The 24,846-nt window shown below is 68.8% G+C and carries 22 protein-coding genes and 1 tRNA gene; 20 read left to right on the top strand and 3 right to left on the bottom strand.

Features of this window, described 5'->3' with window-relative positions; translation table 11 throughout:
• The first annotated feature begins 65 nt into the window (after positions 1–65).
• The 5 genes from DOE79_RS02000 (at position 66) to leuA (ending at position 6,861) form a co-directional block, all read left to right on the top strand.
• Positions 66–1,976 carry a sensor histidine kinase gene (locus tag DOE79_RS02000; protein ID WP_245977071.1) on the top strand — a complete coding sequence of 637 codons (1,911 nt, stop codon included), beginning with the start codon at positions 66–68 and terminating at the stop codon, positions 1,974–1,976.
• Positions 1,977–2,056: 80 nt separating this feature from the next.
• The gene (locus DOE79_RS01995) at positions 2,057–2,662 is read left to right on the top strand and encodes a LuxR C-terminal-related transcriptional regulator (RefSeq protein ID WP_220094342.1); all 606 of its coding nucleotides are present in this window, start codon (positions 2,057–2,059) and stop codon (positions 2,660–2,662) included.
• Positions 2,663–2,775: 113 nt separating this feature from the next.
• The gene (locus DOE79_RS01990; RefSeq protein WP_120337056.1) at positions 2,776–3,537 is read left to right on the top strand and encodes an ABC transporter ATP-binding protein; all 762 of its coding nucleotides are present in this window, start codon (positions 2,776–2,778) and stop codon (positions 3,535–3,537) included.
• Positions 3,534–4,943, top strand: coding sequence for an ABC transporter permease (locus DOE79_RS01985; RefSeq protein WP_120337055.1), 1,410 nt, complete (start codon positions 3,534–3,536; stop codon positions 4,941–4,943). The genes DOE79_RS01990 and DOE79_RS01985 overlap by 4 nt, the downstream gene beginning before the upstream one ends.
• Positions 4,944–5,094: 151 nt before the next feature.
• Positions 5,095–6,861, top strand: coding sequence for a 2-isopropylmalate synthase (leuA, locus tag DOE79_RS01980; protein ID WP_120337054.1), 1,767 nt, complete (start codon positions 5,095–5,097; stop codon positions 6,859–6,861).
• Positions 6,862–6,927: 66 nt separating this feature from the next.
• On the opposite strand, the gene DOE79_RS01975 is transcribed toward leuA, so the two are convergent.
• Both DOE79_RS01975 and DOE79_RS01970 read right to left on the bottom strand, forming a co-directional pair.
• A complete protein-coding gene (locus tag DOE79_RS01975) occupies positions 6,928–7,635 on the bottom strand; it encodes a hypothetical protein (protein WP_245977070.1) in 708 nt (235 codons plus the stop codon).
• Between the two features lie 126 nt (positions 7,636–7,761).
• Positions 7,762–8,502, bottom strand: coding sequence for a trimeric intracellular cation channel family protein (locus DOE79_RS01970; RefSeq protein WP_181445847.1), 741 nt, complete (start codon positions 8,500–8,502; stop codon positions 7,762–7,764).
• Between the two features lie 86 nt (positions 8,503–8,588).
• Here DOE79_RS01970 and recO point away from each other — a divergent pair, with 86 nt between their 5' ends.
• The 15 genes from recO to DOE79_RS01900 all read left to right on the top strand — a co-directional run bounded on the left by recO (position 8,589) and on the right by DOE79_RS01900 (position 24,221).
• The gene (recO, locus tag DOE79_RS01965; RefSeq protein ID WP_120340092.1) at positions 8,589–9,311 is read left to right on the top strand and encodes a DNA repair protein RecO; all 723 of its coding nucleotides are present in this window, start codon (positions 8,589–8,591) and stop codon (positions 9,309–9,311) included.
• The gene (locus tag DOE79_RS01960; protein ID WP_120337052.1) at positions 9,308–10,135 is read left to right on the top strand and encodes an isoprenyl transferase; all 828 of its coding nucleotides are present in this window, start codon (positions 9,308–9,310) and stop codon (positions 10,133–10,135) included. The genes recO and DOE79_RS01960 overlap by 4 nt, the downstream gene beginning before the upstream one ends.
• Before the next feature lie 52 nt (positions 10,136–10,187).
• Entirely contained in the window at positions 10,188–10,877 is a 690-nt protein-coding gene (locus DOE79_RS01955) for a DsbA family oxidoreductase (RefSeq protein WP_120337051.1), read from the top strand.
• Positions 10,874–10,996: a hypothetical protein gene (locus DOE79_RS21005; RefSeq protein WP_281270270.1), complete on the top strand. Its 123-nt coding sequence runs from the start codon at positions 10,874–10,876 to the stop codon at positions 10,994–10,996. Before DOE79_RS01955 ends, DOE79_RS21005 begins: the two co-directional genes overlap by 4 nt.
• 95 nt (positions 10,997–11,091) lie before the next feature.
• Positions 11,092–12,255: a tRNA dihydrouridine synthase DusB gene (dusB, locus tag DOE79_RS01950; protein WP_120337050.1), complete on the top strand. Its 1,164-nt coding sequence runs from the start codon at positions 11,092–11,094 to the stop codon at positions 12,253–12,255.
• Positions 12,248–13,537 (top strand): deoxyguanosinetriphosphate triphosphohydrolase, encoded by a 1,290-nt coding sequence (locus tag DOE79_RS01945; protein ID WP_120337049.1) that lies wholly within the window; start codon positions 12,248–12,250, stop codon positions 13,535–13,537. The genes dusB and DOE79_RS01945 overlap by 8 nt, the downstream gene beginning before the upstream one ends.
• Positions 13,525–15,390 carry a DNA primase gene (gene dnaG / locus DOE79_RS01940; RefSeq protein WP_120337048.1) on the top strand — a complete coding sequence of 622 codons (1,866 nt, stop codon included), beginning with the start codon at positions 13,525–13,527 and terminating at the stop codon, positions 15,388–15,390. The genes DOE79_RS01945 and dnaG overlap by 13 nt, the downstream gene beginning before the upstream one ends.
• Positions 15,391–15,561: 171 nt before the next feature.
• Positions 15,562–17,193 (top strand): ABC transporter substrate-binding protein, encoded by a 1,632-nt coding sequence (locus tag DOE79_RS01935; RefSeq protein ID WP_120337047.1) that lies wholly within the window; start codon positions 15,562–15,564, stop codon positions 17,191–17,193.
• A gap of 91 nt (positions 17,194–17,284) precedes the next feature.
• Complete coding sequence (locus DOE79_RS01930) at positions 17,285–18,388, top strand: ABC transporter permease (protein WP_120337046.1); 1,104 nt, start codon at positions 17,285–17,287, stop codon at positions 18,386–18,388.
• 2 nt (positions 18,389–18,390) lie between these two features.
• A complete protein-coding gene (locus DOE79_RS01925) occupies positions 18,391–19,473 on the top strand; it encodes an ABC transporter permease (RefSeq protein WP_120337045.1) in 1,083 nt (360 codons plus the stop codon).
• Positions 19,470–21,176 carry an ABC transporter ATP-binding protein gene (locus DOE79_RS01920; protein WP_120337044.1) on the top strand — a complete coding sequence of 569 codons (1,707 nt, stop codon included), beginning with the start codon at positions 19,470–19,472 and terminating at the stop codon, positions 21,174–21,176. Before DOE79_RS01925 ends, DOE79_RS01920 begins: the two co-directional genes overlap by 4 nt.
• A gap of 5 nt (positions 21,177–21,181) precedes the next feature.
• The gene (locus DOE79_RS01915) at positions 21,182–22,084 is read left to right on the top strand and encodes an ATP-binding cassette domain-containing protein (RefSeq protein WP_120337043.1); all 903 of its coding nucleotides are present in this window, start codon (positions 21,182–21,184) and stop codon (positions 22,082–22,084) included.
• 51 nt (positions 22,085–22,135) lie between these two features.
• Positions 22,136–23,074: an NAD(P)-dependent oxidoreductase gene (locus DOE79_RS01910; protein ID WP_120340091.1), complete on the top strand. Its 939-nt coding sequence runs from the start codon at positions 22,136–22,138 to the stop codon at positions 23,072–23,074.
• An 86-nt stretch (positions 23,075–23,160) separates the two neighbouring features.
• Positions 23,161–23,233: transfer RNA gene (locus DOE79_RS01905), tRNA-Asn, on the top strand.
• 112 nt (positions 23,234–23,345) lie between these two features.
• A complete protein-coding gene (locus DOE79_RS01900) occupies positions 23,346–24,221 on the top strand; it encodes a sensor histidine kinase (RefSeq protein WP_245977069.1) in 876 nt (291 codons plus the stop codon).
• A gap of 22 nt (positions 24,222–24,243) precedes the next feature.
• Here DOE79_RS01900 and def read toward each other — a convergent pair whose 3' ends face one another.
• Positions 24,244–24,810, bottom strand: a complete 567-nt coding sequence (gene def, locus DOE79_RS01895) for a peptide deformylase (RefSeq protein ID WP_120337041.1) — start codon at positions 24,808–24,810, stop codon at positions 24,244–24,246.
• Positions 24,811–24,846 lie beyond the last annotated feature (36 nt).

Here is a 24,846-nt window from a genome sequence, read left to right as displayed (position 1 = left end):
CACGCTCGGGGATGAACCGCGCCGGAGGAGGCACCGTCACACGGCCCGAGCCGTACGCTGGGAGGATGTCGGATCTGGGGCTCTTCACGCGCACGGCGCGTTACCGGTGGGCGCTGGAGCCCTCCCTGGGTCTCATCGTCCTCCTGGTCTGGGGCGTATTGAGCCTGTTCACCGGCGGGTTCGACTCACTGGTGAGCGTCGTGCTCTTCGCGACCGCCGTGGGCGTCTCGCGCCTGCTCCCTGCGGCCGCGTTGATCACCGGAGCCGCAGCCACCATCGCCGGAGTCGGCGGCACCCTCGACGACCCGGCGTGGCTGGCCATGCTGTTGTTCAGCGGATGCATCGTCACCTGGGGAGCATGCCTGTACGGCCAACCCACCTTGCGCTACGTCGCCCTGGGGGCCGGCCTGCTGGTGGGAGCCATACTCACCGGGCTGCTCGCCATGAGCGTCCTGACGGCCGGCCAACGGGGCATCGACGGTGCTCTGCGCTTCGTTCTTGAACTCGGTTTCCGTCTCACCGAGGGGTTCCTGGCCACGGTGGTGCTGACCGGGGGGTGGGTACTCGGCCTGATCCTGCGGAACCGCGCCGACCGCCGCGCCGGCCTGCTCACCACCCCGAACGGTCCACCCTCCGCCCAGTGGGCGGAGGCCTGGGTGATGCTCCCGGTACCCACCGAGTGGCTGACGGGGCCCGCGCTGGCTTTCGGGCGCCAGGGATTCCGCCCGATCTCCCGGCGAACGCTGGTCGTCGATGCCGGGGTCGCCGGTGCTTTTCTGCTCTTCGGCCTGCTGACCGACCCTCGCTCGAGCGTGTTGTCCCTTGTCGTGCTTGCCGGATTCGCCGCCGCACTGGTCGTACGCCGGCTGTCACCGGCACTCGCTCTCGGCATCGCCTGGATCACCGCTCTCACACAGATGGTGGGCGGCCTGGAGGTGCTCACGAGCGACGTGGCCGTGCTGGCCGTGCTCTACGTCACGGCCGCGTACGCCGAGCGGGCCGTGCGCTGGGCCGGCCTGGTCTCAGTGGGCATCGGCGCACTGCTTGCCGCCATGTATCTCAGCATCCTCCAGCGCGGCGTGACCACAGTCACCGAGGCGAAGGCACAGGGCGATGTGGGCGGCCTGATCTGGTCGGCCGTGGCCGTCTTCGTCGCCAGCCTGGCCGTGCTCGGCCTGTCCTGGACCCTGGGCTTGCTGATGCGCACCTGGCAGACCGCCAGGGAGAGCCGGGTGACCCAGCACCGTGCCGTCGAGGAGCAGCGCGTCGCCCAGCGCAGCGTCGTCGTCGAACAGGAACGCAACCGCATCGCCCGGGACATGCACGACGTGGTCGCCCATTCCCTGGCCGTCGTGATCGCTCAGGCCGACGGCGCCCGGTATGCCCGGGCGCAGAACCCGGAGGCCGTCGACGAGGCGCTCAGCACCATCTCGACCACGGCCAGGGAGGCCCTGGGCGACGTCCGCATCCTGCTCACCCGGCTGCGCCAGGACGACGCGGCCGGACCGCAGCCCGTGCTGGCCGACCTCGACCGCCTGGTCGCGCAGATGCGGAGCACCGGGCTCGACATCGACTGGACGACGACCGGAACCCCCACCACCCTCGGGTCCGGTGCGCAGCTGGCGGTGTACCGCATCGTGCAGGAGGCCCTCACCAACGCCCTCCGCCACGGAGATGCTGGCCGGGCGGTATATTTGAGCCTCGCGTGGACAGACGGATGGGTCGCGGTGACGATTGACAATGCGGTAGGCGTGACGGATACGGCCGAGCGTGCCGGCGAGATCGGCCACGGCCTTCCCGGCATGCGCGAGCGTGCGCTCCTGGCCGGCGGATCCCTCGCCGCGGAGTCCATCGGCGGCCGCTTCATCGTGGCCGCCCGCCTCCCGGCCATCACCACCAACGCTCTGATGCGGCCGGCGGCCACGCTCCTGGCAGACCAGCCCGCGGCCGCGGCCCTGCCCGGAGCCCTGCAGTGAGCGAGGTGGCGTCGGACGACGCCCCGCGCATCCGGGTGGCCCTGGTCGACGACCAGGCGCTCTTCCGGGCCGGCATCCGCATGTTGGTGTCCTCGCAGGCCGACCTGGAGTTCGTCGGCGAGGCCGGCAACGGCGCCGCCGGCGTCACCATGGCCGCGGCGGTCACCCCAGACGTGATCCTGATGGATATCCGGATGCCCGTGATGGACGGCATCGACGCCACCACGGCGATTCTCGCGGCGGCCGAGGCTGCGGGCACCACGCCGCCCCGCATCGTGGTGCTGACCACCTTCGAACTCGACGAGAGCGCCGGCCGCGCCATCCGCGGCGGAGCCAGCGGCTTCCTGCTCAAGGACGCCGATCCCGAGTTCCTGCTCGCCGCCATCCGCACCGTGCACGCCGGCAGCGCCGTCATCGCCGCCTCGGCCACCCGCGAACTCTTCGCCCACTTCGACGCGCCAGAGCCCCAACGCGAGGAGCCGGAGGCTTTCCGCACCCTCACCAGCCGGGAACGCGATATTTTCGCCCTCGCCGCACTGGGCCTGAGCAACGCCGAGATCGCGGCGGGGGAGTTCCTCAGCGAAGCCACCGTCAAGACCCACATCAGCCGGATCCTCGGCAAGCTGTCGCTGCGCGACCGGGTGCAGCTCGTGGTCTTCGCCTTCCAACACCGGCTCACCTCCTAAGCGCCAGGCACTCCCAGAGGATGACCCGGCCAGGCCCGGGATCATCCGTGCGGCGGCTTGGATACCTCCCCGGCCCGACGCGGCCGGACCGTGCGGCTTCCTAGCCTGAAAGCATGGAAACCACACCCTCAGACCTCGGCCTCGCAGCCAGAGTGACCCACCTCGGCAAGACCTACGGTTCGTCGTCCACGGCAGTGACGGCCCTCGACGATGTGTCGATCGGCATCCGCCGAGGCCAGTTCACGGCCATCATGGGCCCGAGCGGCTCGGGAAAGTCGACGCTCATGCACATCATGGCGGGGCTGGACACCGCCACGTCCGGACAGGCCTGGCTCGGCGACACCGAGATCAGCGGTCTCGCCGACTCGGCGCTCACCGTCCTCCGGCGCCGCCGGATCGGATTCATCTTCCAGGCGTTCAACCTGGTGCCCACGCTCGACGTACGCGGCAACATCCTGCTGCCGTTCAGCCTGGACGGCCGGAAGCCCACCAGCGCCGAGTCCGACTGGATCGCCCAGCTGACCGAGTCCCTCGGTCTGGGCGACCGGCTGACCCACCGCCCGCACGAGCTCTCCGGCGGCCAGCAGCAGCGCGTCGCGATCGCCAGGGCCCTCGCCACCCGCCCGGAGCTGGTCTTCGCCGACGAGCCCACCGGCAACCTGGATTCCCGCACCGGCCGGGAGGTGCTCACCCTTCTCAAGGCAGCGAGCACCGGATACGGCCAGACCATCGCCATGGTCACCCACGACCCGGTGGCGGCCAGCTACGCCGACCGCATCCTGTTCCTGGCCGACGGCCGGCTCGTCGAAGACCGGGAGAAGTCCTCGGCCGAAGAGATCTCCCGCATCATGCTGGGCATGGAGCAGCGCGCATGAGCGCCGCCACTCGCACGCGCCGGAACGATCATGCAGGCCGGGGCGCGAGCGTGCTCGTGGCAGGCCTGGCATCCGCCTTCGGCGTGGTCCTCCTGCAGGTCACCAGTATGATCGGCACCATCGTCAGCGCCTCGGGGATGACGGACGTCGGCGCGGTGCGCACTGCGCTCGACCTGGTCGCCTTCCTGTTCATCGCGATCGCCGTCTACGTGTCCGCGATCGTGACCACCAACACCGTGGCGACCATCATCGCCGGCCGCACCCGCACCATCGCCCTGATGCGGCTGATCGGGTCCAGCGCCAGAGCGCAGCGCCGGGTTGTGGCGACCGACGGACTCACCGTGGGCGCGATCGGCGCCGTCGCCGGAGCCCTGATCGGCACCCTGCTGAGTTTTGCGGGTCTGCGCATGCTCGTCGCCACCGGTGTGCTGCCCGACCTCGACTACACCCTCATCGAACCGCTCCTGGCCCTCCCCGTCGCCGTGGTCGTGCTCTCCACCTGGGCCGCCGCCTGGGTGGGGTCCCGCCGGGTGCTCGGGGTCAGCCCGATGCAGGCCGTCGGCGCGGCCGAGGAACGCTCCCGTGAGGACACCGTCCGGCGCCCGGCGCGCACGGTCATCGCCGTCCTCCTCATGGGCGCGGGGATACTCCTCCTCGCCGGAGGGGTGGTCGTGGGCCAGGTCGCGCCGGAGGGTGTGCTGCTCGGCCTGCTCGGCGGCATCCTTTCGTTCAGCGGACTCGTGCTCGGTTCGCACCTGATCATGCCCCCGATCCTGGCCCTCGCGGGACGGGTCCTCGGCGGCAGCGCGCCGGCCCGCCTCGCCGCGGCGAACGCGCAACGGCACCCTGAGCGCAGCGCCAGGGCCACCATCGGCCTGGTGATCGGGGTGACCCTCATCACGATGTTCGCGGTGGCCGGGTCCACCTTCGAGGTCATGATGCAGCGCACCATGGAGGATCCGGTCCTCCAGGCGGCCATCAGCGAGACAGTGGCGACATCCCTGGCGGTGATCTCGGTGCTGGTCGGCTTCAGCGCCCTCATCGCGGCCGTGGGCATGGTCAACAATCTGGCGCAGAGCGTGCTGCAGCGCTCACGTGAGATCGGGCTCTTGCGGTCGCTGGGCTTCACCGCCACACAGGTGCGCTGGATGATCCTGGCGGAGAGCTTGCAGATGGCCGCAGCGGCCGTCGCCTTCGGTCTGGTCCTCGGCGTGTTCTACGGCTGGGCCGCCGCGCAGTCGCTCTTCGGTGCGGTCACCATGGGCGGCCTGACCGCCCCAGCGGTTCCGTGGCTTCTGGTCGTGGGCTGTGTGATCGGCACCGTGCTCCTCGCCGTCGCCGCCACGCTCGTGCCGGCCCGTCGCGCCGTGTCGGTGGCCCCGGTGACGGCACTGGCTGCCGCGTGAGCCAGGTGACCGCGCGGCAAAACGGTGTTACCCTCTTTGTGTGCTGTTCGGTCTGCTCCTCCTTAGCTGCCGCGACGAGTCCTAATCTGAGGCCTCACTCGTCGCGGAGTTCGTCGTCGGCTGACCACCACTCGCGAGGAGACAACAGACAATGAAAAACAATCAAGCCGCATCGACGATGCCGGTGCACAAGTACCGGCCGTACCAGGACACGTTCCGGGTCGACCTGCCGGACCGCACCTGGCCGTCCAACCGCATTACCGAGGCCCCACGCTGGTGTGCCGTCGACCTGCGCGACGGCAACCAGGCTCTCATCGACCCGATGAGCCCCGAACGCAAGCGCATCATGTTCGACCTGTTGGTGCGGATGGGCTACAAGGAGATCGAGGTCGGCTTCCCGTCAGCCAGCCAGACCGACTTCGACTTCGTCCGCAGCCTCATCGAGGACGGCGCGATCCCCGACGACGTCACCATCCAGGTGCTGACTCAGGCGCGTGAGCACCTGATCCGCCGCACCTACGAGTCCATCCTCGGTGCGAAGCAGGCCATCGTGCACCTGTACAACTCCACCAGCGTCCTGCAGCGCGAGGTCGTGTTCCGCGAGGACAAGCAGGGCATCATCGACCTGGCCCTGTTCGGCGCCCGCACCTGCCGCGCGCTCGAGGCGACCGTGCCCGGCACGACCGTCTACTACGAGTACTCCCCGGAGAGCTTCACCGGCACCGAGCTCGAATTCGCCGTCGACATCACCAACCAGGTGATCGAGGTCTTCGAACCCACGCCGGAGCGCAAGGTCATCGTCAACCTGCCCGCCACGGTCGAGATGGCCACGCCCAACGTCTACGCCGACTCGATCGAGTGGATGAGCCGGCACCTGGCGCACCGGGAGAACGTCATCCTGTCGCTGCACCCGCACAACGACCGCGGCACCGCGATCGCGGCCGCCGAACTGGGCTACCTGGCCGGCGCCGACCGCATCGAGGGCTGCCTGTTCGGTAACGGCGAGCGCACCGGCAACGTCGACCTGGTCGCACTGGGGATCAACCTGTTCACCCAGGGGATCGACCCGCAGATCGACTTCGGCAACATCGACGAGGTCAAGCGCACCGCGGAGTACTGCAACCAGCTGCCGGTTCCGGAGCGCAGTCCCTGGGCCGGCGACCTGGTCTTCACGGCATTCAGCGGATCACACCAGGACGCCATCAAGAAGGGCTTCGAGGCCATGGCCGTCGAGGCCGCGGAGACCGGCCGCAGCGTGGACGACCTGGTCTGGGCCGTGCCCTACCTGCCGATCGACCCCAAAGACCTGGGCCGCAGCTACGAGGCCGTCATCCGGGTCAACTCACAGTCGGGCAAGGGCGGCGTGGCCTACCTGCTCAAGACCGACCACCACCTCGACCTGCCGCGCAAGCTGCAGATCGAGTTCTCGGGCGTGGTGCAGGCCAAGACCGACGCCGACGGCGGAGAGGTCACCAGCGAGCAGATCTGGGATATCTTCAACGACGAGTACCTGCCGGCCACGCACACGAACCCAGACGCCAAGTGGGGACGGTTCGAACTCTTCTCGACCCGCACCTCCAGCGACCTGGCCGGTGCGGTCGACCTCACGGTGGACCTGCGCGACTCCGACGCCGTGGCCAGTGCCACGGCCACGGGCAACGGCCCGATCGCGGCGTTCCTGGGCATCATGGCCGAACGCGGCATCGCCATCACGCTCTACGACTACGTCGAGCACGCCATGTCCGCGGGCGGCGACGCCACCGCGGCGTCCTACGTGGAGCTCGACGTGAACGGCAAGCGGTTCTGGGGCGTCGGCATCGATCCCGACATCTCCACAGCCTCGCTCAAGGCCGTGGTGTCCGCGGTCAACCGGGGCATCCGCGCCGAGACCGGCGACCGCGAGCTGGCGGCCGTTTAGAACATCGAGCACAGAAAAGCCCGGCTCCGACATCCGTCGGAGCCGGGCTTCTCTGACCTGTTCTCCTCACACCCTCAACGCGCGCCGTGCGGCCTCCGGGCTCAACGGCTGCGGCATCACCACGGGTTCGCCCTCCGGCTTGCCGAGCACCCGCGTGGTGTCGTCGATCGCCTGCGAGAGCAGGGTGAACAACCGCTCATCGGTGTCGGGGATGCACGCCTCGGCGATGCCCTGCACGGTGATGCGGATGATCGACTCCGCGGTGCGGTCGGTGAACCGGGTGCGTGACCAGGATCCCACCGAGCCCATGAACTCCCGTGCCCAGCGTTCGGTCTGCGGTGCCCGTTCGAAGGCCTCCCGCACCTGATCGGAGACGGCGCCGGAGTCGCTCTCACTGAGCCGGGCCAGATGGCGTTGGCAGTTGAGGATACCCACGGCCAAAGCCCGCTGGTGGTCGGCACTGACCACCGGCAGACCGGCCGTCGCGGCCCGCAGGGCCACGACGAGGCGGACGCGGGGGTCGTCCCCGCGCAGCCCGATCACCGACGGGATCAGTGTCATCAGGCGTGACCTGGCGTCGTCCGACGTGCAGTCGTTCACCATCCGGGCCAGTGACGCCAGAACGGGATGCGTGCAGGCGGGATGATCGCTCCAGGCTTCGCCCGAGAGGTGCGAGGCGAACTCCATGAAGCACGCTCCGCTACGGGGGGACTTGTGTTTGCCCCGGGACAGGACGGGCAACAGGTCGGGCACAGTGCCCTCGAATCGTTTCATGGAGTACCTCCCTGCGACGTGGTTGTGCCTCAATACTGACCCCAGATGCGGGGAAAGGCGAGGTTAAAACCAGTGCGGGTGATAAATCCTCAGGAAAGGGTGAGGGTAGCCGTCGGAGCCGGCCGGTCAGGGCTCCGTCGGGTCGGCGACGGCCGTCGTCGCCCTCACGCGCCGTCGGCGCGGCCAGGCGCGGAAGGGCGGTATCGAGCCGCGGCGCCGCCAGTGCGGCCAGCTGCCGATGGCCCGCTGTTGCGGCAGGCTCCAACCGAACCGGGCGGCGAGCACCCGGATCACGGTCGTGGCGACGACGCAGATGAGCGCGGCCACCGTGATCTGCACCTGCAGCACCACCAGGCCCACCAGCAGGCCGCAGCCCACCAGGGCCGCGACGGCGTAGAGCGACCCGACGTGCATCACGGCGATCGGCACGTTGAGCATCATGTCGCGCAGCACCGACCCGCCCACTGCCGACACCACGCCCACGAACAGGGCGGGGATCTCCGGCAGACCCGCGGCAAGAGCCTTGGTGGTGCCGATCACGCCGAACAGGCCGATGGTCACGGCGTCGAGGGTGATGATGAGCGGCCCGAGCCGGTTGAACAGGCTCTGCAGCGCCATGCCCAGAAGTGCGAACGCGGTCGCGACGGGCAGGTACCAGTTGCTCAGGAGTGCCGCCGGCACCCCGCCGAGCAGGATGTCGCGCAGCAGACCACCGCCGAGCCCCACCGTGATGCCGATGATGGAGATGCCCAGCAGGTCCATCCTGCGGTCGGTGAACCGCCCGGCGAACATCGCGCCCTGGATGGCGCCGATGGCCACCGCGACGAGGTCTATCCAGAGGGGGATGGCGAAGAGCGGAGTGGGCACCGTCAATGTCTACCACGACCGGTCGCCCCGGCACTCGTACCGGCGCTTCGCGTCGGCATCCGTCTCGGAGGGTGGGAGAATTGACCGTGCCCGTTTATCGTGATGAAGCCGTCGTGCTGCGCACCCACAAGCTGGGTGAGGCCGACCGCATCATCACGATGCTCACCCGGCAGCACGGCAAGGTGCGCGCCGTCGCCAAGGGGGTGCGCCGCACCGCCTCCAAGTTCGGGGCCAGGCTCGAGCCGTTCATGGTGGTCGACGTGCAGCTCTACGAGGGCCGCAGCCTCGACATCGTCAACCAGGCCGAGTCGATCGGCTCCTACGGTGCAGCCATCACCTCCGACTACGGCAGCTACACGGCCGCGAGCGCCATGGTGGAAACCGCCGACAAGCTCACCGAATCCGAGGGGTCGCTGCAGCAGTACCTGCTTCTGGTCGGCGCGCTCCGGTCGCTGTCCCGGCGGGAGCACGGCTCAGGTGCCACCCTGGACTCCTACCTGCTGCGCTCCCTGTCCATGGCCGGCTGGGCACCGAGCTTCCAGGACTGTGCCCGCTGTGGCAAACCGGGCCCGCACTCCGCCTTCGTCGTGCAGGTGGGCGGCGTCGTCTGCGACTCCTGCGCCGCCCCGGGGTCACCCCGGTTGGACCCGGACACGACAGCCCTGCTCGCCGCCCTGCTCACCGGCGACTGGGCCCACACCGCCGCCGCCGAACCATCCACCCAGGCCCGGGCTACCGGGGTCGTCGCCGCGTACACGCAGTGGCACCTCGGCCGGGGCCTTCGATCTCTGGAGCACGTGCGCCCATGACGCCGAACCCTTTCCGTTCCACCGCGGCCACGCCGTACACGCACAAGGACGCCGTGCCGTTCAAGCCCGTGGACTGGACCGGGCTCTACCCGCCGGTCCTGCCCGCCAAGGTGGTGCCGGAGCACGTGGCCGTGGTCATGGACGGCAACGGCCGCTGGGCCAACGCCCGCGGGCTGTCCCGGGTGGAGGGGCACAAGGCCGGCGAGGCCGCGCTGCTCGACGTCGTCGCCGGCGCCATCCAGATCGGGGTCAAGCACCTCAGCGTCTACGCGTTCTCCACCGAGAACTGGAAGCGCTCCCCAGACGAGGTGCGGTTCCTGATGGGCTTCAACCGCGACGTGCTGCACCGCCGCAGGGACCAGCTCAACGACTGGGGTGTCCGGGTGCGCTGGGCCGGACGGAAGCCGAAGCTGTGGGCCTCCGTGATCAACGAACTCCAGTACGCCGAAAAGCTCACCGCGGGCAACGACGTGCTCACCCTCACCATGTGCGTCAACTACGGCGGTCGCACCGAGATCGCGGATGCCGTGCGCGCGTTGGCCGAAGACGTCGCCGCCGGCCGGCTCAAGCCGTCCGGCATCACCGAAAAGTCCATCCAACGCCACTTGTACACCGCCGCGCTGCCCGACGTCGACCTCTTCGTGCGCAGCTCCGGCGAGCAGCGCACCAGCAACTTCCTGCTCTGGCAAAGCGCCTACGCCGAGATGGTGTTCCTCGACACGCTGTGGCCGGACTTTTCCCGGGTCGACCTGTGGCGCGCCATCGAGCTCTATGCCTCCCGCAACCGGCGCTACGGCGGCGCCGTCGACACGCCGACGGCCTGAGCGGGAACAGTGACCGGGAATAACTGGAGGGGGCGCTCGGGTTAGCCCTCCTGTGAGCGAAACCATCAAAGTAGACATCTGGTCCGACGTGCAGTGCCCCTGGTGCTACATCGGTAAACGCAAGTTCGAGGCCGGCGTGGCCGCCTCCGGCGCCGAGGTCGAGGTGGAGTACCACTCCTTCGAACTCGCGCCCGACACCCCGGTTGACTTCGCCGGCAGCCCGGTCGACTACCTCAGTGAGCGCAAGGGCATCCCCGTGCCGCAGGTCCTCGAGATGCTCGAACGGGTCACCGGCATCGCCGAGAGCGTGGGGCTGCACTACGACTACGACGCCGTGCACCAGACCAACACCGTCAAGGCCCACGAACTCCTGCACTACGCCAAGGCGCACGGCGTGCAGCTGGAGATGAAGGAAAGCCTGCTCAAGGCATACTTCGTCGACGGCGGCCACGTCGGCCGCATCGAGGATCTCGCCGACCTGGCCGTCACGGTGGGTCTGGACCGCGCCGACGTCGTTCGCTCCCTGACCTCGAACGAGTACCTCGCCGCCGTGAAGGCCGATGTCGCCCAGGCCGCCGAATACGGCATCAACGGGGTGCCGTTCTTCGTCATCGACGGCAAGTACGGCATCTCCGGCGCCCAGGACCCCGACACCTTCGCCCAGGCGCTGCGCCAGGTGCAGGACGAAAACCGGGCATCAGCCACCACCAGCACCACGAGCACAGAGGAGACCCGCGCATGAGCGAGAACACCACCGGCACCGTCACCGAGACGCCCGCAACACCCCGCCCGATCATCCAGCTGCTCGAGCAGGACGACACGGCTGGCGGATGCTGCGGCGACGGTTCCTGCGCCATCTAGCACCCTCTCCGGCTTCCCACGCCCGGCCCGGAGGTTTTCCACCGTCGGCCGGGCGTGGCGAACGAACACAGCCGGGTCTGGGAGAATTGGACACGATGAACACTTCGACTCCCACGCAGAATCTGATGGCACCGCTTCGAATCGGTGACATCGAACTCGACGTGCCCGTGGTCCTCGCACCCATGGCCGGCATCACCAACACCGCGTTCCGCAGGCTCTGCCGCGAATACGGCGCCGGCCTCTACGTCAGCGAGATGATCACCTCACGGGCGCTCGTGGAGCGCACCACGGAGTCGATGCGCCTGATCACGCACCACGAGAGCGAGACGACCCGCTCCATCCAGCTGTACGGCGTCGACCCGAAGACCGTCTCAGAGGCCGTCACGATGCTCGTCGCCGAGGACCGCGCGGACCACATCGACTTGAACTTCGGCTGCCCGGTTCCCAAGGTCACCCGCAAGGGCGGGGGAGCGGCACTGCCGTGGAAGATCACCCTGTTCCGCGAGATCGTGGAGGCCGCCGTCTCGGCTGCGGGCTCGATCCCGCTCACCGTCAAGATGCGCAAGGGCATCGACTCCGACCACCTCACCTACCTCGAGGCCGGCCGGGTCGCCGAGGGAGCCGGCGTCGCGGCCATCGCGCTGCACGCCCGCACGGCCGCCGACTACTACTCCGGCCACGCCGACTGGGCCGCCATCGCGACCCTCAAGAACACCATCACGAGCGTCCCCGTGCTCGGCAACGGCGACATCTGGTCCGCGGCAGACGCACTGCGCATGGTCGACGAGACCGGCTGCGACGGCGTCGTCGTCGGGCGCGGTTGCCTCGGCCGCCCCTGGCTGTTCGGCGACCTGGCCGCGGCCTTCCGCGGCGACGTCCTCAAGGCCGAACCGACCCTCGGCCAGGTGGCGGATGCCTTCCGCCGGCACGCCGTGCTGCTCACCGAGTTCTTCGAGAGCGAGGAACGGGCCTGCCGCGACATCCGCAAGCACGTGGCCTGGTACTTCAAGGGCTACCCGGTCGGCGGCGACCTGCGCGCCAGCCTCGCCTCCGTCGTGTCGCTCGAGCAGCTCGACGAACTGCTCGCCACCATGGACCCCGACCAGCCGTACCCCGGCATCGGGGCCGAAGGCCAGCGCGGCCGTGCGGGAAGCCCCAAGAAGACCTCCCTGCCCGAGCGCTGGCTCGACTCCCGCGAGATCGCGGGCGCCGAGCGCAGCAACCTCACCGAGGGAGAAGGGGACACCAGCGGTGGTTAACCAGACCGGATACAGCGTCCACGACGAAGCCAGGTTCCGGCCGGAGGAGCACGACTCCAGCCGGAGCGACTTCGCCCGCGACCGCGCCAGGCTGCTGCACTCCAGCGCCCTGCGCCGGCTGGCTGCGAAGACCCAGGTGCTCAGTCCTGCCGCGGGCCTCGACTTCGCCCGCAACCGGCTCACCCACTCGCTCGAGGTCGCCCAGATCGGCCGGGAGATCGCGTTGCGCCTGGCCCTGGACCCCGACATCGTCGACACAGCCTGCCTCGCGCACGACATCGGGCATCCGCCCTTCGGCCACAACGGCGAGAAGGCCCTCAACACCTGGGCGTCCGACATCGGCGGGTTCGAGGGCAACGCGCAGACCCTGCGCCTGCTCAGCCGCCTCGAACCCAAGGTCTTCGGCGACCGGGGCGAGAGCTACGGGCTCAACCTCACCCGGGCCAGCCTGGACGCCAGCTGCAAGTACCCCTGGGCTGCCGACTCCTCGGTCGCCGACCCCAGCGGCCGCGCCAAGTTCGGCTTCTACGAGGACGACCGGGCCGCGTTCGAATGGTTGCGCCAGGGCGCCCCCGACCGGCGGCTCTGCGTCGAGGCGCAGGTCATGGACCTCTCCGACGACATCGCCTACTCGGTGCACGACTTCGAGGACGCCGTGGTCAGCGGCTACCTCGACGTGGAACTACTCGGCAACCGCGCCGACCACGACGCGCTCGTCGCCTCGATGTACGAGTGGACAGGTGGCCAGTTCAGCCCCGACGAGCTGCGGGCCGCCTTCGACAGGCTCGACGCCCTCGACGTATGGCTGCACACCTACAGCGCAGGACGCCGGGACCAGGGCCGCCTGAAGAATCTGACCAGCCAGCTCATCGGCCGGTTCAGCGGTGCAGCAGTCGCGGCCACCCGGGCCAGCTACCCCGACCGGCACCTGATCCGGTTCAACGCGCACGTGGTCGTTCCTCGTGAGGTGCAGGCCGAGATCGGCGTGCTCAAGGGCATCGTCGCGGCCTTCGTGATGTCCACCCACGTGCGCCAACCGATCTACGTCGAACAGCGTGAGACGCTGGTCTACCTCGCCGACACCCTGCTGGCCACGGGCGACGAGCACCTCGACCCCGGCTTCCGCGAGGACTGGGCGGAGGCGTCCGACGACTCCGCCCGCAAGCGGGTCATCGTCGACCAGGTGGCCAGCCTCACCGACCAGAGCGCCATCGCCCTGCACCGCCGGCTGCAACTCACCCGGGAACCGGCACGGACGAGCGGTGACGCATGGCAGGGCTGATCCGTCAAGGCGACATCGAAGAGGTCAAGGCGCGCACCAACATCGCCGACATCGTGGGCGACTACGTCACTCTCAAATCCGCCGGCGTGGGGTCGATGAAGGGTCTCTGCCCCTTCCACGACGAGCGCAGCCCGAGCTTCCACGTGCGCCCGCAGGTGGGCTTCTACCACTGTTTCGGCTGCGGCGAGAGCGGCGACGTCTACTCGTTCCTGCAGAAAATGGACCACGTCAGCTTCAGCGAGGCCGTCGAACGCCTGGCCGCCCGGGTGGGCATCGAACTGCACTACGAGGGCGGTGAGGGCGGGGCCCCCGACCACACCAACCGGGCGCGCCTGTACGCGGCCAACCAGGCCGCCGCCGACTTCTTCGTCGACAGGCTGGGCAGCCCGGGTGCTCAGGTCGGCCGTACCTTCCTCGGCGAGCGCGGCTTCGACGCCCAGGCCGCTGCCCGGTTCGGCATCGGCTTCGCCCCGCAGAGCTGGGACGAACTGACCAACCACCTCCGAGGCCGCGGGTTCTCCACCGAGGAACTCACGCTCGCCGGCCTCGTGTCGAGCCGGGAAGGGTCCTCCGGCGTCTACGACAGGTTCCGCGGCCGGCTGGTCTGGCCGATCCGCGACATCACCGGGCAGACCATCGGCTTCGGCGCGCGCAAGCTGCTCGACGACGACAAAGGGCCCAAGTACCTCAACACCCCCGAGACCCCGATCTACCACAAGGCCCAGGTGCTCTACGGTCTCGACCTGGCCAAACGGGACATCTCCCGCGGCCACCAGGTTGTCGTCGTCGAGGGGTACACCGACGTCATGGCCTGCCACCTGGCCGGCGTGACCACGGCCGTTGCCACCTGCGGTACCTCCTTCGGCGTGGACCACATCAAGGTACTGCGCCGGGTGCTCGGCGACGACAGCGGCGTCGGCGAGGTCGTCTTCACCTTCGACCCGGATGCCGCCGGCCAGAAGGCCGCCATGCGGGCCTTCGCCGAGGAACAGCGCTTCTCCGCCCAGACATTCGTCGCCGTCGCCCCCGAAGGGCTCGACCCGTGCGATCTCCGCCTGCACCGCGGCGACGACGCCGTGCGCCGGCTCATCGACGCCAAGAAGCCGATGTTCGAATTCATGATCCGTCAACTGCTCGGCCAGTACAACCTCGACACCGTCGAGGGCAGGGTCTCGGCGCTCCGGGCGGCCGCCCCCATCGTGAGCGACATCCGCGACCCCTCCCTTCGGCCCGGCTACACGCACGAACTGTCCCGGATGCTCGGCATGGATCTCGGCGAGGTGTCGCGCGCCGTCAGCCAGGCCCAGTCGCGGTCCCGCACCGCTCCTGTCGAGGCGCCGCGCCGCTCGGGCGAGCCGGCCCCGGCCCCGCGCGAGCGCCTGTTCTCCCTCGCCGACCTCCCTGCAGACCCGGTCACCCGCATCGAGCGTGATGCCCTGATGGCGATGCTGCAACATCCCACCCTGGTGGGTCTCGAGCTCGTGCAGCGGGCCGTCCTGACCGGCATGACCAACTCCACCCTGGCCGTCGTGCGCGACGCCCTGGCCGCTGCCCTCCCGCATGCCGCGGCCCCGGACTGGCTCGACAGGGTGGTGGGGGAGACCCCGGCCCCGATGGCCAACCTGGTGACTGAACTGGCCATGGCGCCACTGCCGGAGCGCACCGAACGCGAGGTGACCCGGTACGTCCGCGACATCACCATCGTGCTGATCGAAAAGGACCTGCTGCGCCAGAAGGCCGAGCTCCTGGGCCGGCTGCAGCGCGCGGACGCCACCGACCGCGAGGTCTACGTCGCCATCCAGCGCGAGCTCGTGCGGGTCGAAGCAGAACGGCGCAATCTCCGGGTCGAGTGACCTGTGTGCGGGTGCACCAAATATTGCGGGTCTATTAAGATGCTCCGCTGAGTGGCCGTCAATCGCGCATTGTGTGCTAATTCTTGGATTACAGCAACGCATTTCTGCGCCTGTCTGCAGAAGTGCGAACGTCACCACGACACATTCACCTTGAGGAAGAGGCATTCGACTATGGCTTTTGCACCCACCAGGCGTGGCCGCGCAATCGGCGTCACCGCCGGTCTCGCCGCCGCGGCACTCGTTCTCGCCGGCTGCTCGAGCAGCCCGGCCGAGGATTCCGGCTCCGGCGCACCGCTCACCATCGGCACCACCGACAAGGTCACCACTCTCGACCCGGCCGGTTCGTACGACAACGGTTCGTTTGCCGTGCAGAACCAGGTCTTCCCGTTCCTCATGAACACGCCCTACGGCAGCCCCGACGTCCAGCCCGACATCGCGGCCTCCGCCGAATTCACCGCTCCGACCGAGTACACGGTCACCCTCAAGCCCGACCTGGTCTGGGCCAACGGCAACGACCTGACCTCCTCGGACGTCAAGTTCAGCTTCGACCGCCAGCTGGCCATCGCGGCCGACAACGGCCCCTCCTCGCTGCTCTACAACCTGGAGAGCGTCGCCGCGCCGGACGACACCACCGTCGTCTTCACCCTCAAGGCGCCCGACGACCAGATCTTCCCGCAGATCCTGTCCAGCCCTGCCGGCCCGATCGTCGACGAGGAGTCCTTCTCGGCCACCGAGCTCACGAGCGACGACGACATCGTCAAGGCCAACGCGTTCGCCGGCCAGTACGTCATCACCAGCTACAACTTCAACTCCCTCATCGGCTACAAGGCGAACCCGGACTACGCCGGCCTCCTCGGCCCGGCGAAGACCGACGTCGTCAACGTGAAGTACTACGCCGACTCCTCCAACCTCAAGCTGGACGTGCAGGAGGGGGCTATCGACGTCGCCTTCCGCAGCCTCTCAGCGACCGACGTCGAAGACCTCCGCGGCAACGACAAGGTGCAGGTCATCGACGGCCCCGGTGGCGAGATCCGCTACATCACGTTCAACTTCGACACCCAGCCGTTCGGCGCGACCACCGCGGATGCTGACGCCACCAAGGCCCTCGCCGTGCGTCAGGCCGTGGCAGACCTCGTCGACCGTGAAGAGATCGCCGACCAGGTCTACAAGGGCACCTACACCCCGCTGTACTCCTACGTGCCGGCCGGTCTGACCGGTGCCACCGAGTCCCTCAAGGGCCTCTACGGCGACGGCTCCGGCGCCCCGGATGCCGACAAGGCCAAGGCCACTTTGACCGCGGCCGGTATCACCGGGCCTGTGGAACTGAACCTGCAGTACAGCAATGACCACTACGGCCCCTCGTCGGGCGACGAGTACGCGCTCATCAAGGACCAGCTGGAGTCCTCGGGCCTGTTCACCGTCAACCTGCAGACGACCGAGTGGGTCCAGTACTCCAAGGACCGCTCCAGCGACGTCTACCCGGCCTACCAGCTGGGCTGGTTCCCGGACTACTCCGACGCCGACAACTACCTGACGCCGTTCTTCCTCACGGAGAACTTCCTGAAGAACCACTACGCCGACCAGGAGGTCAACGACCTGATCCTGCAGCAGGCCGTGACCGTCGACCCCGCCGAGCGCACCACGCTCATCGAGGAGATCCAGGACAAGGTCGCGGCCCAGCTGTCGACCGTGCCGTTGCTCCAGGGTGCCCAGGTCGCCGTCACCGGCACCACCGTGACCGGAACCAGCGACACGCTCGACGCGTCGTTCAAGTTCCGTTACGCGGCCCTCGCCAAGGGCTAGGAACCCGGTCACACCTGGCTAGACGACGGGGGCGTTCGGGCGGCACATCGCCGAACGTCCCCGTCTTTCGTTTTGCACGAGTGAGGTAGGAATGACGACTGTAGTGACCACCCCCCAGGCCCCGGCGGCCGGGCCGGAACCCACGCCCAAGGCGGCGACCAGGAAACCCGCCGGCGGCGGCATCGTGCGCTACATCGTGGTGCGCTTCCTGCTGATCTTCCCCACCATCTTCATCCTGGTCTCCATGGTGTTCTGGCTCATGCGCACCACGGGCGACCCGATCACGGCGGCCCTCGGCGGCCGGCTCAGCGCCGACCAACTCGCCGAACGCGTCGCGGCCGCGGGCTACGACAGGCCCATCCTCGTTCAGTACTTCGAGTACCTCGGCCAGATCTTCACGGGCAACTTCGGCACCACCATCAGCACCAACCGTCCGGTCTCCGAGGTGCTGCTCACCTACGGTGCCGCCACGGCCGAGCTGGCCTTCTACGCCCTCCTCGTCGCCTTCATCGTCGGCATCCCGCTGGGCATGGTCGCCGCCTACTGGCGCGACAAGTCGCCGGATGCGTCCCTGCGCATCTTCGCGATCCTCTGCTACGCCACCCCGGTGTTCTTCTCCGGCCTGCTGTTCAAGCTCATCTTCGCGGTCTGGCTCAAGGTGCTCCCCGTCGCCGGGCGCGCCTCGACGGGGTCGGAGCTACAGATGCAGCTCCTGCCGAATAAGACAGGCTTCTACACGATCGACGCCATCCAGACCGGCAACCCTGCCGTGCTCACCGACGTGCTCTCGCACGCGGTGCTGCCGGCTCTCGCCCTCGGGCTGCTCACCGCGGGCGTGTTCCTCCGCCTGGTACGCACGAATGTCATCGGCACTCTCGGTACCGACTACGTCGATGCCGCCAGGTCCCGCGGCGTGAGCGAATTCCGGTTGGTGCGCAAGCACGCCTACCGTCCGGCGCTGATCCCGATCATCACCGTGATCGGCCTGCAGATCGCCCTGCTTCTCGGCGGAGCGGTGCTCACCGAGACAACCTTCGAGTGGAAGGGCCTCGGCTTCATGCTCTCCGAGTTCCTCAAGGCCCGCGACTTCGTGGCCGTGCAGGGCATCGTCGCCCTCCTCGCTGTGATCGTGGCCCTGTCCAACTTCATCGTGGACATCATCGCCGCGCTGATCGACCCGAGAGTGCGGTACTAGCCATGACACGCAAACCGAACGGGCTCTCCCGTCTGCCCATCGTCCACCAGCTGCAGCAGAGCGTCGGCCTCCAGCGCGGCATGCTGGTGGCCGGCCTGGTGATCACCGCGGTGTTCATCCTCACGGCGATTTTCGCTCCCGTGATCGCGCCCTACGGGTACAGCCAGCTTCGGGACGCCGACGGGGTCTTCGGCGCCCAGCAGCCCCCGGGAGGCTCGCACCTGTTCGGCACCACCGTCGGCGGCTACGACGTGCTCTCCCGGGTGCTCTGGGGGGCCCAGACCGCGCTGTTCGTGATCGTCGTCGCCGTGCTGTTGTCGATCTTCGCCGGCGTGTTCCTCGGCCTCGTCTCCGGGTACTTCGGCGGCTGGCTCGACCGGGTACTCGTCGTCGTCTGCGACGCCGTCTACGCCTTCCCGTCGCTCCTGCTGGCCATCGTCATGTCCATCGTCATCTCCGGGGGTAAGTCCAATCTCGTCGGCGGTGTGTTCGCCGCGGCCATCTCCATCACGGTCGTCTTCATCCCGCAGTATTTCCGGGTGATCAGGGCCGAGACCGTGCGGATCAAGTCCGAGGCCTACGTGGAGTCCGCGCGGGTGCTCGGCGCCGGGAACACCCGGATCATGTTCCGGCACGTGCTGCGCAACGCCACCCGCACCCTGCCGCTGATCTTCACGCTGAACTCCTCCGAGGCGATCCTCACCCTGGCCGGCCTGGGCTTCCTCGGCTTCGGCATCGAACCCACCGCGGCCTCCGAGTGGGGCTACGACCTCAACAAGTCCCTCTCCGACGTCACGAGCGGCATCTGGTGGACCTCGCTGTTCCCCGGCCTGGCGATCGTGCTCGTCGTGATGGGCATCACCCTGGTCGGCGAGAGCCTGAACGACCTGGCCGACCCGCGCCTGCGCGGACGCCGCCGGGTCGCTTCGTCCTCCGGCCTCGTCGCCGAGACCTCCGTGGTGCCCGGCGGCACCCTGGACGCCGGCCCAGGCGGCCTGGCCGGGCTCGAAACCGGCTCGGGGTCACCCACCGACGCCCCGCCGACCAACATCCTTCCCCTTGACGACAGCGAGGCCACCCGATGAGCGACACCCTCAACCAGTCGACGGTGCTGCGCATCGACGACCTCGGTGTGGCCTTCTCCACCGATGCCGGCTCCGTACGCGCCGTCGACGGGGTCTCCCTGAGCGTCCGCCGCGGCGAGGTGCTCGCCATCGTCGGGGAAAGCGGCAGTGGCAAGACCGTCACCGCCAAGACCATCCTCGGGCTGCTGCCGGAGACGGCGGTGTCCGAGGGCGCCGTCATCCTCAGCAGCCGCGACGGGGCCAGCGAGAACAACGTCATCGCCCTGAGCAAGCAACGGCTGCGCCAGGTCCGCGGCACCGACGTGTCCATGGTGTTCCAGGAGCCGTCCACAGCGCTGAACCCCGTCTACACGGTCGGCTGGCAGATCATGGAGGGCATCAGGGCGCACGGCGCGGTCAGCCGCGCCGACGCCAAGGCCAAGGCCATCGAGATCCTCGGACGAGTGGGCATCCCCGACCCCGAGGTGCGCGTCAACTACTACCCGCACCAGTTCTCCGGCGGCCAGAAACAGCGTGTGGTCATCGCCATGGCCCTGGTCCTCGAACCGGGCCTCATCGTCGCCGACGAGCCCACCACGGCCCTCGACGTCACCGTGCAGGCGGAGATCCTCGACCTGCTGCGACGCTGCCGCGACGAATTCGGCACCGCCATCGTGCTCATCACACACAATATGGGCGTCGTCGCCGACCTCGCCGACCGGGTCGCCGTGATGTACCAGGGCAAGGTGGTCGAGGAAGCCGACGCCGTCACCTTGTTCACCGCCCCGAAGGACCCATACACCCAGCGGCTGCTCGCCGCGGTTCCCTACGTGGGCCAGGGAGTGGTCAGGGCGGCGGAACGCGCAGCGGCCCGCACGCCGGAATGGTCGGAGCAGGCGCCCGTCGTCGTGGCAGACAACCTGCGCATCCAGTACCCCGGCAGGCTCGGACGGGCCGGCTTCGTCGCCGTCGACGGGGTCAGCTTCTCGATCCGCCCCGGTGAGGTGCTCGGCCTGGTCGGGGAGAGCGGCTCGGGCAAGACGACGATCGGCCGCGCCATCGCCGGTCTCACCAAGGTCACCGACGGGTCGCTGCGCGTACTCGGCCACGAGATGAACGGATTCAAGGAACGCCGGTTCAAGCACCTGCGCAGCGACATCGGATTCGTGTTCCAGGACCCGGCGTCCAGCTTCAACCCGCTGCTGACCATCGCCGACTGCGTCGCCGAGCCGCTCGTCGTGCACGGCCGGGCGTCGAGCCCGCGTGCTGCGAGGGCCCGGGTCGATGAGCTCCTCGAAGCCGTTCAGCTGCCGCGCGCCTTCGGCGATCGGTATCCGCACGAGCTCAGTGGTGGCCAGCGCCAGCGGGCGAGCCTGGCGCGGGCGCTGGCGCTCGAACCCACGCTGCTCATCGCCGACGAACCGACATCGGCTCTTGACGTGTCCGTGCAGGCGCGGGTGCTCGAACTCTTCGCCGAACTGCAGCGCGAGTTCGGTTTCGCCGCACTGTTCATCAGCCACGACCTCGCCGTGGTCGACATCCTGGCCGACCGGATCGCCGTGCTCTACCACGGCCGTCTCGTCGAGGAGGGAACGGGCGCGGAGGTGCTCGGAGCCCCGAACGACCCGTACACCCGACGGCTGCTGGCGTCCCTCCCTGTGCCCGATCCGGCCGCGCAGGCGCTCCGCCGGGAAGAACTCGCGAGGTTGCGTGCGGCAGGATAGAACCCATGAGACGCGCCGAAGCAGATCCGTATCCGATCGTAGCCAGTGACCTCACGGTCGAATATCCGGCGCACGGAGCGAGTTCGTCCTTCGTGGCGGTGCACGGCTTCACCCTGACCCTGGGCCGCGGTGAGGTCCTCGGCCTGCTCGGCGAAAGCGGATCAGGGAAGAGCACCCTGGCCCGGGTGCTGTCGGGGGCCGAGGCGACGGCCGGGCACGGAGACGTGCGCGCGCAGATCACCGGCGGGGAGGCCACTGTGCTGGGCTACCCGTTGCGCCGCATCGGTCGGCGAAAACTCAGCAAGCTGACCTTCGGCGTGGGGATGCTCGCTCAGGACGCCGCGAGCACGCTCCCTGCCAGCCTGACGGTGGCCGACATCGTCGGCGAGCCCGTGCTCGAACGCGACCGCAGGTACGACAAGGTCGAGCTGGCGACGCTGGTGGCCACCATGGTCGACGCCGTGCGGCTGCCCCTGTCACTTCTTGGCAAGTACCCCTACGAACTCAGCAGCGGGCAACGCCAGCGGGTGGCCCTGGCGCGGGCGCTCGTCTTCGGGCCAGCCCTGCTCATCGCCGACGAGCCGACCGCCGGCGTCGACGCGCTCGTGCGCGACGATGTCATCGACCTCATTGGTGAGCTCCAGCGCGAGCGGGCGTTCTCCGCCATCCTGATCAGCAACGATCTCGGGGTGCTCCGGCGGGTCGCTGACCGGATCGGGGTGATGCACGAGGGGGTGCTGGTGGGACTCGGCCGGATCGACGAGGTGTTCGACAACCCCTGGCACCCCTACGTGGTCGAACTCGCGGCGGCGCTCACCCTCGGCAGCGCCGACACGGGTGAGGGGGAGCCGGCCGGCCCGACCGACCCGGACGCCCTGCCCCCAGCCGACGTCGAGACGCGGGACTGAACCGTGGCCCAACATCGCGCCGTCCTGGCCCCCGAAGCGGCCACCGTGCGGATGCCAGGCGCCCGCCCCGCCCCCATCGCGATCCTCCCGGAGGGCTCCGCGGTGTTCGCTGCGGCCGTGGTCGAGGCCGGCGGCGAGGTTGCTCCGCTGTCCGAGCGCACCCGGGGTCTCATCTGGCTCTCCTACGCCAGGGCTGGCGAGCTGGGCGATGTCCTGGCCGCGCATCCGCAGCTGGACTGGGTGCAGCTGCCGTGGGCGGGTATCGACGCCTTCAGCGACGTGCTCACCGCCCACCGGCGGCCCGGCCTGCTCGTCACCAGCGCCAAAGGGGCGTTCGCCCAACCCGTCGCCGAACACGCGCTGGCCCTGGCCCTGGCGTCTCTCCGGGTGCTTCCCGAGCGCGCCAGGGCCCGATCCTGGAACGCGGTGCCGTCCGGCGAGTCGCTGTACGGCCGGACCGTGCTGATCATCGGGGCCGGCGGCATCGCCCGTGAACTCATCCGGCTGCTCGCCCCGTTCGGCACTGAGAACGTGGTGGTACGTCGCAGTGCCGAGCCGGTTCCGGGCGCCGCCCGCACCGTCACCACCCCGGCTCTGCGGGACGAGCTTCCCCTGGCCGATGTGGTGGTGGTCGCCGCCGCCCTCACCGGCGACACCCGCCATCTGCTCGGAGCGGCCGAACTCGGCCTGATGAAGAAGACGGCGCATCTGGTCAACATCGCCAGGGGACCACTCGTCGACACCGACGCGCTCGTGGCAGCCCTGCGCTCCGGCACGATAGCCGGCGCCGCGCTCGACGTCACGGATCCCGAACCGCTCCCGCAGGGGCATCCGCTCTGGACCGAGCCCCGGTGTCTGATCACCCCGCACATGGCCGACACGCCCGAGATGACCGCTCCGCTGTTGGCCGAACGAATTCGCCTGAATGTGGCCGCTTTCCTAGGAAACGGGCCGTTCATCGGGGTCGTCGACACCGAGTCTGGCTACTGAACGGCACCCTCGATTTGGCACACGGCGATCTTTTGGTAAAGTAGCTACGCTGTTCAAGGCGAGGGAAACTCTCGCCGAGCACACATTCCTCGATAGCTCAATTGGCAGAGCAGCGCACTGTTAATGCGCAGGTTCTTGGTTCGAGTCCAAGTCGGGGAGCGAAAAGGTCACTAGGGGCTCCACCCCCGGTGGCCTTTTTTAGTGCCCACGCGGGTGCCCATGCGGGCGCCGGCCGCTAGTCTGATCCCGAATGTACCGAAAGGTGGCCGATGTGTCTCTCTGGCAGAGTGTGAGCGCCGTCCTCGCGGGGCTGGCCGTGGTCTTCCTCGTGCTCTGGCTGCGCTCGGCCGTGCGGCAGCGCCGCAGCCGGTTCGACCGCTCTGCCGCCGAACGGGTGCGGATCGACCTCGAACTCTCGCTGGCCGAACAGCACGGCAGGCTGGCGATCATCCGCGAGCTGCAGGACATCGCGGTGCTCTCGCTTGCGCGTCTGATCACCCGGGCAGAGGGCGCGCGCTATGCCGCCGAGAGCGACCCGTCCACCGCTGTGCGGGCGGCCACAGCGCTCGTCGACGACGGCAGGATCACCCTGGCGGACCTCCGGCGCGTTCTCACCATCGCCCACGAAGGCGAGTCGATCCAGGCCAGGCAGCCTGGACTGCAATCGGCCCACAACCTCTTCGGTGTGATGCGCGATGCCGGCCTGGCCGTGGGCTTCACCGAATCGGGCGAACGGTTCCCCCTCAAGCCCGGCGCGGAGCTGGCCATCTACCGAATTCTGCAGAGCGCCCTGGCCAATGCGCTCAAGCACGGCGGCATCGGCACCGAGGCGAGAGTGTCCTTCACCTGGACCCAGGACGGCCTGCAGCTGCTCATCGACGACGACGGCATCCGTGCCGCCGCTCGGCGGGAGAGCGCGTCCGCATCCGATTTCGCGGCCCGGACGACGTACACGATCGACGACGACCTCAAGGCGCTCAGCGAGAGCATCTCCGGAGCGGACATCACGCAGATGCGGGAGCGCGCTCAGCTCTTCGGCGGCATCTTCAACGCCGGCACGGTTCCCGGCGTCGGATTCTCCGTCTCCGCGGTGTTCCCGTCACTCCGGTTCCACAACGGTGTACACGGAGTCAACCTCTCCCGCTGAGGCTCAGCAGCCTACGAGGCGGTCAACTCTCGAGATCGTCGACACCGGGCAGCCAGCTCACGCCGGGCACCCCCCACCCGCGCTTGCGGCCCACCTTGGCAGCGATCTTCGCGTACTGGTGCTCCAGCCGGTCCACGTACAGGGTTCCGTCGAGGTGGTCGAACTCGTGCTGGAAGATTCTGGCCAGCCAGCCGTCCGCGCGGATCTCGAACGGGTTCTGCTCCAGGTCGACGGCGCGCAGGATCGCCGATTCCGCGCGGCAGAGCGGGAACCGCTCACCCGGGAAGGACAGGCAGCCCTCGACGTCCTCGTCCTCATCGGCCTCTGAGGCCGGGACCGGGGTGATCCACAGCTCCGGGTTGATGGCGACCCCGCGAGTCTCGATCTCGTCATCGTCCAGGTAACTGAACGTGAAGAGCCGCAGCCCCACGCCCACCTGGGGTCCGGCGAGACCGACGCCGGGGGCGGCGTCCATGGTCTCGAACATGTCCTGCACCAGCTCGCGCAACGCGTCGTCGAAGACGACGACGGGGGCTGCGGGGGAGTGCAGGACGGGTTCGCCTGAAATTACTATCGGTCGTACGGCCATTCAGCAAGGATATCGGCATGGATCTCGATAGTCTCG

The organism is Cryobacterium soli, assembly GCF_003611035.1.
Taxonomy (GTDB): Bacteria; Actinomycetota; Actinomycetes; order Actinomycetales; family Microbacteriaceae; genus Cryobacterium; species Cryobacterium soli.
Note: the sequence above shows the minus strand (reverse complement) of the source record. Positions and strands in the feature narration are given on the sequence as shown.